Annotated in this window: 13 protein-coding genes and 1 pseudogene; 8 read left to right on the top strand and 6 right to left on the bottom strand. The window is 60.3% G+C overall.

Features of this window, described 5'->3' with window-relative positions:
* Nucleotides 1-100: 100 nt before the first annotated feature.
* Together BK667_RS23480 and BK667_RS23475 are read right to left on the bottom strand one after the other, a co-directional pair.
* Nucleotides 101-535 (bottom strand): hypothetical protein, encoded by a 435-nt coding sequence (locus BK667_RS23480; RefSeq protein WP_123514281.1) that lies wholly within the window; start codon nucleotides 533-535, stop codon nucleotides 101-103.
* Nucleotides 536-646: 111 nt separating this feature from the next.
* A pseudogene (locus BK667_RS23475) lies at nucleotides 647-2,265 on the bottom strand (methyl-accepting chemotaxis protein).
* Between the two features lie 276 nt (nucleotides 2,266-2,541).
* Here BK667_RS23475 and BK667_RS23470 point away from each other — a divergent pair.
* From BK667_RS23470 to BK667_RS23455, 4 genes are all read left to right on the top strand, one after another.
* Entirely contained in the window at nucleotides 2,542-3,564 is a 1,023-nt protein-coding gene (locus tag BK667_RS23470; protein WP_123599068.1) for a transporter, read from the top strand.
* Between the two features lie 251 nt (nucleotides 3,565-3,815).
* A complete protein-coding gene (locus BK667_RS23465; RefSeq protein ID WP_123514275.1) occupies nucleotides 3,816-5,435 on the top strand; it encodes an inorganic phosphate transporter in 1,620 nt (539 codons plus the stop codon).
* A 286-nt stretch (nucleotides 5,436-5,721) separates the two neighbouring features.
* A complete protein-coding gene (locus tag BK667_RS23460) occupies nucleotides 5,722-6,588 on the top strand; it encodes a phytanoyl-CoA dioxygenase family protein (RefSeq protein WP_123599067.1) in 867 nt (288 codons plus the stop codon).
* On the top strand, nucleotides 6,585-7,307 hold the full coding sequence (locus BK667_RS23455) for a TylF/MycF/NovP-related O-methyltransferase (protein ID WP_123514271.1): 723 nt from the start codon (nucleotides 6,585-6,587) through the stop codon (nucleotides 7,305-7,307). Before BK667_RS23460 ends, BK667_RS23455 begins: the two co-directional genes overlap by 4 nt.
* 647 nt (nucleotides 7,308-7,954) lie before the next feature.
* Here BK667_RS23455 and BK667_RS23450 read toward each other — a convergent pair.
* Nucleotides 7,955-8,851: a LysR family transcriptional regulator gene (locus tag BK667_RS23450; protein ID WP_123514269.1), complete on the bottom strand. Its 897-nt coding sequence runs from the start codon at nucleotides 8,849-8,851 to the stop codon at nucleotides 7,955-7,957.
* Between the two features lie 118 nt (nucleotides 8,852-8,969).
* Between BK667_RS23450 and BK667_RS23445 the strand changes: the two genes are divergently transcribed.
* Nucleotides 8,970-9,728: an SDR family NAD(P)-dependent oxidoreductase gene (locus BK667_RS23445; protein ID WP_123599066.1), complete on the top strand. Its 759-nt coding sequence runs from the start codon at nucleotides 8,970-8,972 to the stop codon at nucleotides 9,726-9,728.
* A gap of 177 nt (nucleotides 9,729-9,905) precedes the next feature.
* On the opposite strand, the gene BK667_RS23440 is transcribed toward BK667_RS23445, so the two are convergent.
* The gene (locus tag BK667_RS23440) at nucleotides 9,906-10,757 is read right to left on the bottom strand and encodes an NmrA family NAD(P)-binding protein (protein WP_123599065.1); all 852 of its coding nucleotides are present in this window, start codon (nucleotides 10,755-10,757) and stop codon (nucleotides 9,906-9,908) included.
* Nucleotides 10,758-10,871: 114 nt separating this feature from the next.
* On the opposite strand from BK667_RS23440, the gene BK667_RS23435 reads away from it, so the two are divergent.
* A complete protein-coding gene (locus tag BK667_RS23435) occupies nucleotides 10,872-11,783 on the top strand; it encodes a LysR family transcriptional regulator (protein ID WP_123514263.1) in 912 nt (303 codons plus the stop codon).
* 132 nt (nucleotides 11,784-11,915) lie between these two features.
* Here the strand turns inward: BK667_RS23435 and BK667_RS23430 are convergent, their stop codons facing one another.
* Nucleotides 11,916-12,350, bottom strand: a complete 435-nt coding sequence (locus BK667_RS23430; RefSeq protein WP_123599064.1) for a multidrug/biocide efflux PACE transporter — start codon at nucleotides 12,348-12,350, stop codon at nucleotides 11,916-11,918.
* Nucleotides 12,351-12,440: 90 nt separating this feature from the next.
* Here BK667_RS23430 and BK667_RS23425 point away from each other — a divergent pair, with 90 nt between their 5' ends.
* A complete protein-coding gene (locus BK667_RS23425; protein WP_123599063.1) occupies nucleotides 12,441-13,271 on the top strand; it encodes a LysR family transcriptional regulator in 831 nt (276 codons plus the stop codon).
* A gap of 125 nt (nucleotides 13,272-13,396) precedes the next feature.
* Here BK667_RS23425 and BK667_RS23420 read toward each other — a convergent pair whose 3' ends face one another.
* Nucleotides 13,397-14,239 carry a LysR family transcriptional regulator gene (locus BK667_RS23420; protein ID WP_123599062.1) on the bottom strand — a complete coding sequence of 281 codons (843 nt, stop codon included), beginning with the start codon at nucleotides 14,237-14,239 and terminating at the stop codon, nucleotides 13,397-13,399.
* A gap of 111 nt (nucleotides 14,240-14,350) precedes the next feature.
* On the opposite strand from BK667_RS23420, the gene BK667_RS23415 reads away from it, so the two are divergent.
* Nucleotides 14,351-15,076: an SDR family oxidoreductase gene (locus tag BK667_RS23415; RefSeq protein WP_123599061.1), complete on the top strand. Its 726-nt coding sequence runs from the start codon at nucleotides 14,351-14,353 to the stop codon at nucleotides 15,074-15,076.
* Nucleotides 15,077-15,107: the final 31 nt, after the last annotated feature.

The following is a 15,107-nucleotide window of genomic DNA, read 5'->3' as shown; positions in this document are numbered from 1 at the left end:
CTGCCGTCTTCGCGAGCAAGCTTTGCTCCTACAGGTTTTGTGTTGAATTCAAAGAACGCACAGTCTTCGAGTCGTGCGTTTTTTTTATGTCTTGAGCCCATCAAGCCGTCGTACTGACCATCGACCCGGACGTGCTGCCGCCATCCTCCTGCAACGCTTGCAACAACGCCGCCGTGGCGGTTTGCAACGAGCCCGAGGTCGCCGAGATCTGCGACTGAGCCGCGGCGACGTCTGCGGCTTTCGCATCAGCGCTTTCCTGCTTGGCCTGGGCCGCTTGCAACTGCTGCTGTTGTTCCTGCAATTGCTTTTGCAGCTCGGCGATTTGCTTGCGCAGTTCCTTCACCGCATCGGATTCAGTGCTGCTGCTCGAACTGCTACCACCGCCAGCCGGCGCGGCACCAGCGGCGGAAGCCTTGGTGGTATCGCTGGAAGAGGTGGTCGCAGACGTGGTGTCTTCGGTGCTGTCGCTGATCGAGGTTTTGCTGGTCGGTGTGGAAAGGGTCTGGTTGATCGAAACCGAGGTGATGCTGACCATGGGACTTGTCCTATGTGGGTTCAGGTTAACCCCATCATCGACATCCCCTGGCCGCACTTGAGATCGACTGTGTACCGGTTTGGTAAGTAAACCGGTACACAGTCGTTTTGCTTAAGCGCTCAGGCGCGCCGTCACTTCATTCAACTGCCCCGACAACCCGTGCAGGTTGTGGCTCGCCGCTTCGGTGCGCTGCACGTTGTCCAGGTTGGTACTGGCAATCGTGGTGATTTCGGTGAGGTTGCGCGAGATGTCTTCGGCCACCGAGGTCTGCTCTTCGGCGGCGGTGGCGATCTGGCGGTTCATGTCGCGGATGGCCTCCACGGCATGGGTGATGCGCTCCAGCATGGCGCCGGCCTGGGTCACTTGCGCGACACTTTCTTCGCTGCGGGACTGGCCGCTTTCAATCGCCTGAGCCGCGTCCACCGCGCCGGTTTGCACGGTCTGGATGATCTGGTTGATCTCAATGATCGATGCCGCCGTGCGCTGGGCCAGGCTGCGCACTTCGTCGGCCACTACCGCAAAACCGCGTCCGGCTTCACCGGCACGGGCCGCTTCGATCGCCGCGTTGAGCGCCAGCAAATTGGTCTGCTCGGCGATGCCGCGAATCACTTCCAGCACCTTGCCGATACGACCGCTGTCGGTTTCCAGACGACGGATGACCGTTGCGGTGTTGGCGATTTCACCGCGCATCTGGGTGATGGTGTGAATGGTGCCCTGCATGACTTTTTCGCCTTGCTGGGCGGACTGGTCGGCATCGTCAGCGGCGCGTGCCGCATCGGCGGCGTGACGCGCCACTTCCTGGGCGGTGGCGGACATTTCGTTCATCGCCGTGGCCACCTGATCGGTGCGGTTGAACTGCTCGTTGGTGCCGCTGGCCATCAGGCCGGCGATGGCATTCAACTCGCCGCTGGCGCTGTCCAGGTCCTTGGCGCTGCGCTGCAAACGAGTGAAAGTTTCGGCGAGGAAGTCGCGCAGGGTGTTCGCGGCCATGGCCAGTTTGCCCAGTTCATCCTGACGGGTGCTGGCCACGCGATCGGCAAATTTGCCCTGGCTGAGTTGCGCCACGTAGTCGATCAGTTTGCGGATCGGATCCACCAGGTTGCGGTTGATCAGCCACACGCTCAACAGGCCGATCAACAGACCCGAGGCGAGCATCACGATAATCCCCAGCATCACCGTGCGCTCGGCATCGGCGCTGATCAGCGCGGACTGTTCACTGCCTTGCTTGCGCAGTTCGCCGACCAATTCGCTCATCTGATCGCTGGTGGCGCGGTCCACACCTTTGACGGCGGTGTCACCGGCGGTCGGGTCGGCACCGGCGGCGACGTAGGCATCGCGACCTTTCTGGTAGGCGCTGCCCAACTGACGGTGTTCGTCACGCAGGCGTTCGATGCGGGTCTTGAGCTGGCCATCCAGGCCTTTCTGGCTGGCGAGTTCGCCGAGGATGCCCTGCACGTCGCGCTGGCGGTCTTCGAATTGCTTCCAGTATTTATCCAGGTCCGCCGGCTGCTTGCCGCGCAGCAGGACATTTTTCCACTCCTGAACCTGCACCTTGAATTGCAGGTTGGCCTCATCGATCAATTGCGAGGTGTGCAACGGTCCGTCGATCAGATTGGCGTAGCTCTGCACGCCGCTGGACAGGAAATGCAGGCCAAAGCGATCAGCAACATCGCCAACAGGCTGCCGCCGAGCAACGCGAGGATTTGGGCTCTCAGGGATTTTTGCAGCATCGGATGATACTCATGACAGAAAAGAGGCACGCCTGGTTGGGCGTGAAAGACGTCCAAACTTCCCTGTCTGCGGTCCCGGCTCGTGGCCGGAGCCGCGCAACCTGACACCTGCGTCATCGGCGTTCCAGAGCGATTCTTGAATCATTCCCGACCATCGGTAACGCACACGTTTGCGTCGCCACGCAACTGTCATAAAACCGTCAAAACTCATTGCGATGATGCGGATCAAGTGAACCTGTGAAACCCGCGACAGGCACTTCCTCCCAGCGAGACCTCATGAACCACAGCATCGATCACACTCACCGCGACACTGACTTGTTCGGCCTGCTTTACGGCTTCCGTTTTCGTCCGGGTGAGCGTGGCCGGGAGATCGATTCGGCCGAGGCACTGCGCTGCTTGCAGCAGACCGAAGACAGCGATGAATTCCTCTGGTTGCACCTGAACCTGGCCCACGCCGCGTGCGAGCGATGGATGAAAAGCCATCTGGAATTGCCCGAGGAGTTTTTCGAGGCGCTGCACGAAGGCTCGCGCTCGACGCGGATCGAGCACGTCGATTCGGCGTTGCTGGCGGTGGTCAACGATGTGGTGTTCAACCTCAGCAGCATGGTGTCGTCGGATGTGTCGACGCTGTGGGTGTGCGCCCGCAGCAAGCTGATCATCAGCGCGCGCCTGCAACCGTTGCACTCGGTGGACAAGTTGCGTTCGTCGGTGAAGGCCGGTGAGTGCTTTCGCTCGCCCCTGGAGTTGCTGGTGCACCTGCTGCGCGATCAGGGCGAGGTGCTGACGCAAATCGTGCGCAAGACCAGCCAGAGTGTCGATCAGATCGAAGATGAATTGCTGTCGTCGCGGCTGTCGACCAACCGCGCCGAACTGGGCGCCAATCGGCGGGTGCTGGTGCGCCTGCAACGGTTGTTGGCGCTGGAGCCGGGGTCGCTGCTACGCCTGCTCAACCGGCCGCCGCAATGGCTGCAGAAGGAGGACGTCAAGGAACTGCGCAAATCCACCGAGGAGTTTGCGCTGATCATCAACGACCTGACGGCCCTCGGTGAACGGATCAAGCTGTTGCAGGAAGAGATTGCCGCCAACCTCAATGAACAGAGCAACCGCACGCTGTTTACCCTGACCGTGGTCACGGTGCTGGCGTTGCCGATCAACATCATTGCCGGTTTTTTCGGGATGAACGTTGGGGGGATTCCGCTGGCGGGGGATCCAGAAGGGTTCTGGATTCTGGTGGCGTTGGTCGCGACGTTTACCGTGCTGGCCGGGCGTTGGGCGTTTCGTAAGCGCCAGGATTATTGAGCTGACTTGATCGTTCCCACGCTCCGCGTGGGAATGCCTCCCCGGACGCTCTGCGTCCGCTTCTGGGACGCAGAGCGTCCCTTGCTGCATTCCCACGCAGAGCGTGGGAACGATCAGCCGCTCCGCGTGGGAACGATCATTACAGGACGGGTGGTTACACAAAAACCGTAAACACTGACCCACCGCAGTCTCTCTGTCATATTTTGAAACGATCATGGGCGACACTCCTTCCCTCCTCAGGATTGTCCGGCATGGCTACTCCTTCCTATACCACTGCCCAGGCGCCCGCCAGCGGCAGCAGCGCCAGACCGCAGCTCAATAAAAAACCCGGCCTGTTCACCTTGGTGGTTTTCTTCGGTGTACTGGCCAGCGGTTTGTTGTTCACCGCTTACAGCCTGATGCACGACATGCACGAACTCGGCACGGTGGTGACCACCTGGACCCCGTTCCTGCTGCTCGGCGTGGCATTGCTGATCGCCCTCGGGTTTGAATTCGTCAACGGCTTCCACGACACCGCCAACGCCGTGGCCACGGTGATTTACACCAACTCGCTGCCGCCGAACTTCGCGGTGGCCTGGTCCGGGTTCTTCAACTTTCTCGGCGTGTTGCTTTCAAGCGGTGCGGTGGCGTTCGGCATCATCGCGTTGCTGCCGGTGGAGCTGATACTGCAAGTCGGCTCCTCCGCCGGTTTCGCCATGATCTTCGCCCTGTTAATCGCTGCGATCCTGTGGAACCTCGGCACTTGGTGGCTGGGCTTGCCGGCATCGTCGTCGCACACGCTGATCGGTTCGATCATCGGCGTCGGCGTGGCCAATGCCCTGATGCACGGCCGCGATGGCACCAGCGGCGTGGATTGGGCGCAAGCGACCAAGATCGGTTACGCGCTGCTGCTCTCGCCGTTGGTCGGCTTCGGCTTTGCCGCGCTGTTGCTGCTGGCCTTGCGTGCCTTCGTCAAGAATCGCGCGCTGTACAAGGCTCCGGAAGGCGACGCCCCGCCGCCATGGTGGATTCGCGGTCTGTTGATCCTGACCTGCACCGGCGTGTCTTTCGCCCACGGCTCCAACGACGGCCAGAAAGGCATGGGCCTGATCATGTTGATCCTGGTCGGTACTTTGCCGATGGCGTATGCACTGAACCGCACCATGCCGGCCGATCAGGCGTTGCAGTTCGCCGCGGTGGCCGAAGTCACCCAACAAGCCTTGGTGAAAGCTTCACCGTTGCCGGCCCTGGGCGATCCGCGCGCAGTGCTGTCCGACTACGTGCGCAGCAAAGAAGCCACGCCACAATTGGTGCCTGCCCTCGCCGCCCTGACCGGTAGCATCGGCGCCGAGGTCAAGGGCTACGGCTCACTGTCGAAAGTCCCGGCCGAGGCCGTGGGTAACGTGCGTAACGACATGTACCTGACCAGCGAAACCATTCGCCTGATGGACAAGAACAAAGTCGGCAACTTCGACGCCGACACCAGCGGCAAGCTGCAACTGTTCAAGCAGCAGATCGACAACTCCACGCGCTTCATTCCGTTGTGGGTGAAGATCGCCGTGGCCATCGCGCTGGGGCTGGGCACCATGGTCGGCTGGAAGCGCATCGTGGTGACCGTCGGTGAAAAAATCGGCAAGACCCACCTGACGTATGCCCAGGGCGCCTCGGCGGAAACCGTGGCGATGCTGACCATCGGTGCCGCCGACATGTTTGGCTTGCCGGTGTCCACCACCCATGTGTTGTCCTCGGGGGTGGCCGGGTCGATGGTCGCCAACGGCGGCGGTTTGCAGATGAAGACCATCCGCAACCTGCTGATGGCGTGGGTGCTGACCTTGCCGGCGGCGATCCTGCTGTCGGGCAGCCTGTACTGGCTGTTCACCAAATTGTTCTGACCCCCCCCCGAACCTGTAGGAGCGAGGCTTGCCCGCGAAGGCGGCTTAACATTCAACGCAAATGTTGACTGACACGCCGCCTTCGCGAGCAAGCTTCGCTCCTACACAGGTCAAGCGAATATCCCGACTCAATTCCCGAGCCGGGATTTTTTTTGCCTGGCCAACGCATTTCGTCGCCCTATCGTCCAATTTCATCTTTATTGACCCGCCAAGCGATGGATCGCACTTCAGTTTGCTAACGTGGTGCCGATTCCTTAGAGACTCGATGCATTCAGGAGTGAGAGCCGTGAACCTGTACATCAATCAGCTTCAGAAAAAAGCTGACTTCAAAGAAGCCATCTACGCCGGTGACATCTTCTTGAACACTGAGCTGCGTGCCGCCAAAGCGTTGTGCGCGTTCGCCCAGGAAAGCATCACTGCCGCCTTCGACGGCGAGACCCACCACCAGGCCCTGCACACCTTGATGCCGGTGGAAGAATTCGTGGTACTGGTGACGCGCCTCAAGGGCCAGTTCACCAACAGCCTGCGCGCCAAGGAATTGATCCTGAGCTTCATCGATGAAATCGGTGTCGACCCGCACGAATACATTTTCGACGTGCCGCGGATTCGCGTGGTGCCCAACTACGAGTACCTGCACGCGGGCGTCAGCTATGCGTACAAACCCCATCGCGATACCTGGTACGGCAGCGTCGATTGCCAGATCAACACCTGGATGCCGGTGCACACCATCAGCCCCGACCAGACCATGATGATCAACGGCGGTTACTTCGACGTACCGGTGAAGAACACCTCCAGCGAGTGGAGCCTCAACGACTGGATCAGCAACCAGCGGCACAAAGCCAAGGACAACCTCAAAGAGGAAGCCCGCGTGCATCCGGTGCCCCTGGAAGCGATCAACAGCGCCTCGGAAGTGCGGGTGGCTGGCAACTCCGGTGACATGCTGATCTTCTCGGGATCGCATTTGCATGGCACTGTGCCGAACCACACGCAACAGACCCGCTTCAGCGTGGACTTCCGCCTGATGCACCTCGACGACCTCAAGCACCAGCGCGGCGCGATCAACGTCGACAGCGCCTGCCCTGACGTCGGCGCCGGTTTCAAAGACTATTTCCACGCCCACGACTTTTCGAATTTCCAAGGAATCCAGCAATGACCAAGCGTCGCATCACGCCCGCCGAGGCCCAGTACAACGAAACCCGTGCCAACGTCCTGAAACGGGTCGATGCCGAGTACGTGGCCGACGCGCCGTTCGTCTTCGCCAACCGCATCGGCGTGACCGCTGCGCTGTCGCGCATGGAACTGTTCAAGAAAGTCGCCGAAGTACCGGGCGCGATCATCGAGTGCGGCGTGTACAAGGGCAACTCGCTGATGCTGTACATGCACTTGTCGATGATCCTGGAACCGTATGCGATCAACCGCTCGATCATTGGCTTCGATACCTTCGAAGGCTTCCAGAGCATCGACAAGAAAGAAGACCCGGCGGACGTCAACGAGACCATGTTCTCCGACACCGACCAGTCGCTGATCCAGGACATGATCGACGCCAACGACCTGCTGCGCCCGGTCAACCGCATCCCGCGTTGCGAGCTGGTTAAAGGTGACATCGTCAAAACCGTGCCAGAGTGGGTCAAGACCCGTCCGGACCTGGTTGTCGCAATGTTGATCCTCGACACCGACCTGTATGAATCGACCAAAGTCGCGCTGGAAACCTTCCTGCCGTACATGCCAAAAGGCGCAGTCGTGGTCCTGGACGAAGTCGCCTACCGCAACTTCCCCGGCGAAACCAAAGCCCTGCGCGAAGTGCTGGACCTGAACAAAATCGAACTCAAACGCCTGCCGTTCGATTCGTGCGTGGGCTACTTCCACGTCTAACGCCTAACCCTTGTGGGAGCGGGCTTGCTCGCGAAGAGGCCGTGTCAGTCGACTTCAATGCTGACTGACACACCGCCTTCGCGAGCAAGCCCGCTCCCACATTGGTTTCCGGTGAACACCAAATCTGTGCTCCACACAATGCCTTTGTAGGAGCAAGGCTTGCCCGCGAAGACAGTTTCACATTCAACCCAACGGTTGGCTGACACACCGCCTTCGCGAGCAAGCTTTGCTCCTACAGGATTTTCTGTGAACACAAAATCTGTGCTCCACAGCGATGCCTTTGTAGGAGCAAGGCTTGCCCGCGAAGACGGTTTCACAGTCAACGCAACGGTTGGCTGACACACCGCCTTCGCGAGCAAGCTTTGCTCCTACAGGATTTTCTGTGAACACAAAATCTGTGCTCTACAGCGATGCCTTTGTAGGAGCAAGGCTTGCCCGCGAAGACGGTTTCACATTCAACCCAAATGTTGGCTGACACACTGCCTTCGCGAGCAAGCTTTGCTCCTACAGGATTTTCTGTGAACACAAAATCTGTGCTCTACAGCGATGCCTTTGTAGGAGCAAGGCTTGCCCGCGAAGACGGTTTCACATTCAACCCAAATGTTGGCTGACACACTGCCTTCGCGAGCAAGCTTTGCTCCTACGGGTCAGTGGGTGCTGCGGATGATGTGTTCGACCCAGTCCATGAACGCCCGCACTCGCAATGGCAAGTGCCGTTGCCGTGCATACAGCATGGATACTTCCATCGACGGCGCTCGCCATTGCGGTAGCACCTCGACCAGTTCACCGCTGAGCAAGTATGGCTGCATGCCCATCACCGGTGCCTGGATCAAACCGAAACCGCCCAGACACGCCGACTCATATCCATCGGAGTTGTTCACCGTAATGCTGCCGGCCATCGCCACGCGGTGCAGCTTGCCCTCCTCCTCGTACTCAAAACCTTCCGAACGCGAACCCAGCACGCCGACGTAATGCACCAGCCGATGCTCGGCCAAATCTTCGAGCCGCCGGGGCACGCCGTAGCGCTGCAAATACGCAGGGCTGGCGCAGTTGACCATGGCAAAGTCGCACACGCGGCGCGCGACCACCGATTGATCCGGCTGCGCCCCCACCCGCACCACGCAATCAAACCCTTCGCTGAGCAAATCGACCCGGCGATCGGTGCTGCTGATTTCCAGTTCCAGATGCGGGTGTTTGTCCATGAATTCCGGCAGGCGCGGCATGACGAATCGCCGGGCCATAATGCTCGGCATGTCGATACGGATCCGCCCGGCCAGCGACGCTTCGTCCTGCTTGAACAGCCCTTCGATTTCATCCATGTGCGACAGCAAATCCTTGCTGCGTTCGTACAACACCAAACCATCCTGAGTGGCCTGAACCTTGCGCGTGGTGCGCTGCAGCAGGCGTGTGCCCAGCAACGTTTCCAAAGCCTGGACATGCTCCGAAACCGTAGACCGGGGCAAGCCCAGGCTTTCACCGGCGAGGGTAAAACTCGACATTTCGCTGACACGGACAAAGGTGCGCAGCAGTTCCAGTTTGTTCATGGCCCGACCTTTATTGTTCGGATTAACCGACCAGTGATTCCGATTTACTCCTGTTTATCACCGCCGAGCGGATAAATAAACTTCCTCACATCGCTCACCCACTGCCTGAGGAAATCCCATGAACCGTAAAATTGCATTGATCACCGGCGCCAGCCGTGGCCTGGGCAAAAGCGCCGCACTGCATCTGGTTGCCCAAGGCATCGACATCATCGGCACCTACAACAGCCGCGCCGATAAGGCCCAGGCACTGGTCGCAGAAATCGAAAGCCTGGGTGGCCGCGCCGCCATGCTGCAACTTGACGTTGGCCAAAGTGAACGTTTTTCGGCTTTCAGCGGCGAAGTCGCGAACGTGCTGAAAAACCACTTTGATCGCAAGCACTTCGATTTCCTGGTCAACAACGCAGGGATTGGTGTGCACGCCAACTTCGTCGACACCACCGTCGAACAGTTCGACCTGCTGATGAATATCCATTTCAAAGGTCCATTCTTCCTGACCCAAAGCCTGCTGCCGCTGATGAATGACGGCGGGCGCATCGTCAATATTTCCAGCGGTCTGGCCCGTTTCAGCCTGCCGGGTTATGGCGCTTACGCAGCGATGAAAGGCGCGATGGAAGTGCTGACGCGGTATCAGGCCAAAGAACTTGGTGAGCGCGGGATTGCGGTGAATACCCTCGCGCCGGGGGCCATCGAAACCGATTTCGGCGGTGGCGCGGTGCGGGATATCGCTGCGGTGAATCAGATGGTGGCGAGCAACACGGCGCTGGGCCGCGCCGGTCAGCCGGATGACATTGGTGCCGCGATTGCGCTGCTGCTGTCGCCGGGTGGTCAGTGGATCAACGGCCAGCGTATCGAAGCGTCGGGCGGGATGTTTTTGTAGGAGCAAGCGGTGCGGCGATCCGACTTGCCCGCGAAGACGGCGGCACATTCAACATTGGTGTGACTGACACACCGCCATCGTGTGTAGGAGCGAGGCTTGCCCGCGAAGGCGATCTCTCAGTCAGCATCTCTATTGGCTGTGATGGCCTCTTCGCGGGCAAGCCTCGCTCCTACAGGTCTAACGCGCCAACAATTGTTTGAGCACGGTCAACAACTCGACCCGGCCCTTGCGCGGCTCACCTTCAAACTCGATCCAGCCTTCGTTGAAGCCATCGATCATCTGCATCCGTGGCAATGGATGGCGCATCCCCTGACTTTCAAACAGGCCCTGCCAGGTTTCCCGTGGCACGACTTGCATACGCACCGGTTTACCCAGCAATTCGCTGAACCCGGCGCCCAGTTGCAGTGGCGTAATGCGTTGCGGACCTTCCAGTTCGACGATGCGTTGACCATTCCAGGTTTCCAGCAACAGTTCGGCGGCGACTCGACCGACATCCGCAGTGGCGATCATTGGCACGGGCTTATCCAAAGGTTGCAGAAAGCTTGGAATCCCACCCGAACCGACCGCGTGTTCGACATCCCACAAGGCGTTTTCCATGAACCAGGCTGGCCGCAGAAAGGTGACTGGCAATGCAAGTTCGCTTAACGCCAGCTCCAACAAACGCAATTGATTAAGCAGGTTCGGTTGGCTGGCCTGGGCGCCAATCGTCGACAGCCCCACCACTTTGCCGGGCTGCGCAGCGTCCAGCGCCGAGCGAATGTTCTCCACCACTTGCCGGGTTTCCGGGAAACCTGGCGACGGGTCGAAATTCGACGGCATCATCACAAACACCCCGGCCACGCCGGTAAACGCCTTGACCATCGCGTCGCGATCATCGACATCGGCCACCGCCAGTTCACACCCCTGTTGCTTCCACACCGCGCCTTTTTCGGCACTGCGCACCACCGCACGGACTGTGTGCCCGGCGGCCAGCAACGTCCGGGCGACCGCGCCGCCCACTTTCCCGGTAATGCCCATGACTGCGTACATCAGCTGTTCTCCTGCTGGATGGCGACGGTTGTCGCGATGGGGCAGATTATTGAGCCGCAGGCGGACATTCTCCGATAGCATGAATGTCATTGCATAAATGATCAGGAGTCATCAATGAGCTTTGATGCCAGCCTCGCCAGTGGCATGGGCGTGTTCAGTGCGGTGGTCGATGGCGGCAGTTTCGTCCGGGCGGCCGAAGCACTGGAGTTGACGCCATCGGGTGTCAGCCGCGCCATCGCCCGACTGGAAAAACGCCTGGGCATCCGACTGTTCGACCGCACCACTCGCACGGTCACGCTGACCGATGAAGGTCGGCGTTTCCATGGTGAAATCGCGCCGCTGCTGGCCAGCCTGGAAGAGGCCGCCAACTCGGCCTCGACCAGCGCGACTCAAGTGCGCGGGCGGCTGCGGGTCAACATGGACCCGTATTTCTCACGGCTGATTCTGGGACCGAAGCTGGGGCAGTTCATGGCCCGCCATCCCGAGTTGTACCTGGAACTGCAAACCCGCGATCAACTCGGCGACATGGTGGCGGAGGGTTTTGATCTGGCGGTGCGCTTTGGCCATCCGCAGTCTTCATCGCTGGTGGCGCGCAAGTTGTTGGAAGTGCGGGTGTTGACCCTCGCCTCGCCGGCGTATTTGAAGCGCCACGGCCGCCCGTTGGCGCCGCTGGACATGGAAGACGAGCGGCATGTGTGCGTGCAGTTCCGCGACCCGCAAACGGCACGACCGTTTGGCTGGGAATTTCATCGACCGGGGCGCGCGGTGCTGCATGTGCAGCCGCACTGTCGGTTGTTGGTCAATGATGTGGGGACGTTGCACAGCGTTTGCGAAAGCGGCCAGGCGATTGCCCAAGTGCTGGATTTGGGCATTGCTCCGGCGTTGGCGGATGGACGGTTAGTGGAGTTGTTTCCTGACTGGCCGGATGAGCGATTTCCGTTGTATGCGCTTTACCCGTCGCGGCACCTGCCGGCGGCGAAAGTGCGGGCGTTTTTGGCGTTTGTGAGTGAGCTGTGTGACGGCTAAACACCCATCCACTGTGGGAGCGAGCTTGCTCGCGATAGCGGTTTTGCATTCAACAAATGTGTTGCCTGACAGTCCGCCATCGCGAGCAAGCTCGCTCCCACAGTGGAGGGTGGTGTGCCGAGTTTCGTGGCGTTAGCGGATTGCTCGCCCCACCAACATCCGCTCCCGCACCATGTCATACCCCCAGTGGTAAACATAGGTGTACGGCAGGAAGAACAGCAGCACGCCGATGTCCAGCAGGAACGCCTGCCACAGGCTGACGCTCAGCCACCAGGCAATCAGCGGCACGCCCATCACGATCAAACCACCTTCGAACAACAGCGCATGCACCACCCGGACCCAGGCGTTGCGCACAATGTCGTAGCGCTTGAGCAAGCGGTCGAAAAACCCGTTGAACACCACGTTCCAGCCCAGGGCCAGCGCTGCGATGGCGACGGTGGCGACGCCCATTTCCAGCATCGGCTTGTCCATGACCCAGGCCAGCAGCGGGGTGCAGATCAGTACGGCCAGCAGTTCGAAACCGATGGCCTGGAAAATACGTTCAGTGATGGATTTGTTGGCGTTCATGTCCAGACTCCTCTGAGTGACTGTGGTTGCCATGATCTGTCAGCACACCGATACTTCATAATCAATAACCATCGATCAAGGCGATAGTTCATGGCCTCTCACGAAGTGCTGCTGGCGTTTGTCCAGGCTGCGACGCAGGGCTCGTTTTCCGCAGCGGGGCGCAAACTCGGGCGCAGTCAGTCGACCATCAGTGCGGCGGTGGCCAGCCTGGAAATCGACCTCAACCTGACCCTGTTCGACCGCAGCAGCCGCAAACCCAGCCTGACCCCAGCCGGGCACGTCATGCTGCAACGGGCCGAGGAAATCCTCGCGGCCACCAGTCGATTGGAAATGACCGCCAGCCAATTGTCCCAAGGGGTCGAGGCGAAGTTGACGGTGGCGATTTCCGATACCTACCAGTCCGATCGTTTTGAAGCGGCCCTCAGTGCGTTCGAGCAGCGCTACCCGGACCTGGAACTCGAATGCCTGATCGCCGAATGCGATGACCTGGTGGCTTTGGTGCAACGGGGTCGGGCCCATGTTGCCTTCGCGGAAATGCAGGACAGTTATCCGCCGGACCTGGTCAGTTCCACCGTCGACGAACGCACGGAAATTGCCCTGTTCGTCTCGCACGCACACCCGTTGGCCACGCTGAACGGGATCGATCAGGACGTGCTGCAACAGCACCGGGAATTGCGTCTGGCGACCATCGTCAATCCCTATGAAAGTCGGGCGAAGGGCCGGGTCTGGTCGGCGCCGAGTTACCTGATGCTGCTGGAAATGGCCCAGGGCGGATTCGGCTGGGCACCGCTGCCGCGCTGGCTGGTGGGGCGGTTTGGCGCGGGGTCGCTGGTGGAACTGGAGGTGCGCGGGTGGCCGAAACCGGTGTATGTCGATGCGCTGTGGTCGCGGCTGCATCCGCCAGGGCCGGCAGGGAGTTGATTGTTGAGCAAGATGTTGGAATAGCGGCGCGGCCATTCGCGGGCAAGCCTCGCTCCTACGGGAGATCACCTAACCTGTAGGAGCGAGGCTTGCCCGCGAAGGCGCCCGCCCAGACAACCCATCCCTCAAGCCGCCTCGATATTCACCATCCGGTTCACCTGAAAATACTCATGCAACCCACGCAACGCCGGTAACTCCAGCGCCTGCGCCGCATAACACAACCCCACCCGCCGCGTCGGGGCCGGCAGGTGCAAGGCGCGAGTCACCACCCGTTCATGCCCATTGACCAGCGACTGCGGCAACATCGCCACGCCAACCCCGGCGGCCACCATGTGCAGCGCCTGTTTCAATGAACCGGCATGCCCGGCCACCGCTTCGGGCGAGCGGCCGTACAACGCCATCAAGCGCTGATGGGACGGATGCTGCGGGCAGGTGATCCAGTCATCGATCGGCGTCCAGGATTGCCCCGACTCCACCGACGCCATCGGATGTCCCGCCGGCAACGCCATCACATAAGACTCTTCCCACAACGGCAGGAACAACTCGTCCTCGCAGCACATCTCTTCCACTGCCAAGCGACCGTCGCCGTGACAGCCCTCCTCCAACGTCAGCAACAAGTTCGGCATCGCCTGATGGGCCATGTGCACGAAGGTTTCGATGTGGCGGTCAGCGATATCGCCTTCAATCCCGAGGGTCAGCGGCACACGGTTTTCCCGGCCGCGGAACAAGCGGCTCAACGCGTCGGCTTCCGCCACCATCCGCCGCGCTTGCGGGTACAACACTCGCGCCTCGTCGCTGACCTCCACGCCCCGAGGCTGACGCACAAACAGCGCGGCGCCCATTTCTTCTTCGAGTTGTTTGATGGTCACCGATAAGGTCGGCTGGCTGATGAACAGCCGTTGCGCCGCCGCAGTGATATTGCGTTCCTCGAACACCGCGAGGAATGCTTTGAGATGACGGATATCCATAGGAGATTCCGATAGCAGACAGAGGAATAAGGCATTTTTCAGCCAAGACAGCGCTAAATATACTGCGCCGCAGCTTGAGTAATTTGTTTTTCTTATTTCAGGAGTCTAGCCATGAGCAAGCCATTGATCATCATCACCGGGGCCAGTTCGGGCATTGGCGAAGCGGCCGCACGCTTGCTGAGTGCCGCCGGTCATCCACTGCTGCTGCTGGCCCGCCGGGTCGAACGTCTGGAAGCCTTGGACCTGCCGAACACCTTGAACCGCCGCGTCGACATCACCGATCGCGCCGCCCTGCTCGCTGCCGTCGCCGAGGCCGAAGCGACATTTGGCCCGGCGGATGCCTTGATCAACAACGCCGGGGTGATGCTGCTCGGCGAGATGACGAAGCAGGATCCGGCCCAGTGGGACCAGATGCTCGACGTCAACGTGAAGGGTTTGCTCAACGGCGTGCACGCGGTGGTGGCCGGGATGGTCGAGCGCAAACATGGCACGATCATCAACATCAGCTCAGTCGCCGGACGCAAGACGTTCCCGAATCACGTGGCCTATGTCGGCAGCAAATTCGCGGTGCATGGCCTGTCGGAAAACCTGCGCGAAGAGCTGTCGCCGCACAATGTGCGGGTGATCACCATTGCGCCGGGCGCGGTGGAAACCGAGTTGCTGAGCCACACCACCGACGAGGCGATCAAGACCGGTTACCAGGCCTGGAAACAGGACATGGGCGGCACGGTGTTGAGTGCTGAAGATGTGGCGTCGGCGATTGCCTATGCGTATCAGCAGCCGCAGAACGTTTGTATTCGGGAGATTGTGTTGACTGCTACTCGGCAGCAGGCCTGACCCGATGATCGTTCCCACGCTCTGCGTGGGA

Origin of the sequence: Pseudomonas frederiksbergensis, from assembly GCF_003732705.1 — a bacterium.
Taxonomy (GTDB): Bacteria; Pseudomonadota; Gammaproteobacteria; order Pseudomonadales; family Pseudomonadaceae; genus Aquipseudomonas; species Aquipseudomonas frederiksbergensis_F.
This window is presented reverse-complemented; position numbering and strand designations above follow the sequence as displayed.

Bases quoted from the DNA above. Each gene is read 5' to 3' on its own strand.
- BK667_RS23480 (WP_123514281.1), bottom strand. From the start codon at position 535: ATGGTCAGCATCACCTCGGTTTCGATCAACCAGACCCTTTCCACACCG.
- BK667_RS23470 (WP_123599068.1), top strand. From the start codon at position 2,542: ATGAACCACAGCATCGATCACACTCACCGCGACACTGACTTGTTCGGC.
- BK667_RS23465 (WP_123514275.1), top strand. From the start codon at position 3,816: ATGGCTACTCCTTCCTATACCACTGCCCAGGCGCCCGCCAGCGGCAGC.
- BK667_RS23455 (WP_123514271.1), top strand. From the start codon at position 6,585: ATGACCAAGCGTCGCATCACGCCCGCCGAGGCCCAGTACAACGAAACC.
- BK667_RS23450 (WP_123514269.1), bottom strand. From the start codon at position 8,851: ATGAACAAACTGGAACTGCTGCGCACCTTTGTCCGTGTCAGCGAAATG.
- BK667_RS23445 (WP_123599066.1), top strand. From the start codon at position 8,970: ATGAACCGTAAAATTGCATTGATCACCGGCGCCAGCCGTGGCCTGGGC.
- BK667_RS23440 (WP_123599065.1), bottom strand. From the start codon at position 10,757: ATGTACGCAGTCATGGGCATTACCGGGAAAGTGGGCGGCGCGGTCGCC.
- BK667_RS23435 (WP_123514263.1), top strand. From the start codon at position 10,872: ATGAGCTTTGATGCCAGCCTCGCCAGTGGCATGGGCGTGTTCAGTGCG.
- BK667_RS23430 (WP_123599064.1), bottom strand. From the start codon at position 12,350: ATGAACGCCAACAAATCCATCACTGAACGTATTTTCCAGGCCATCGGT.
- BK667_RS23425 (WP_123599063.1), top strand. From the start codon at position 12,441: ATGGCCTCTCACGAAGTGCTGCTGGCGTTTGTCCAGGCTGCGACGCAG.
- BK667_RS23420 (WP_123599062.1), bottom strand. From the start codon at position 14,239: ATGGATATCCGTCATCTCAAAGCATTCCTCGCGGTGTTCGAGGAACGC.
- BK667_RS23415 (WP_123599061.1), top strand. From the start codon at position 14,351: ATGAGCAAGCCATTGATCATCATCACCGGGGCCAGTTCGGGCATTGGC.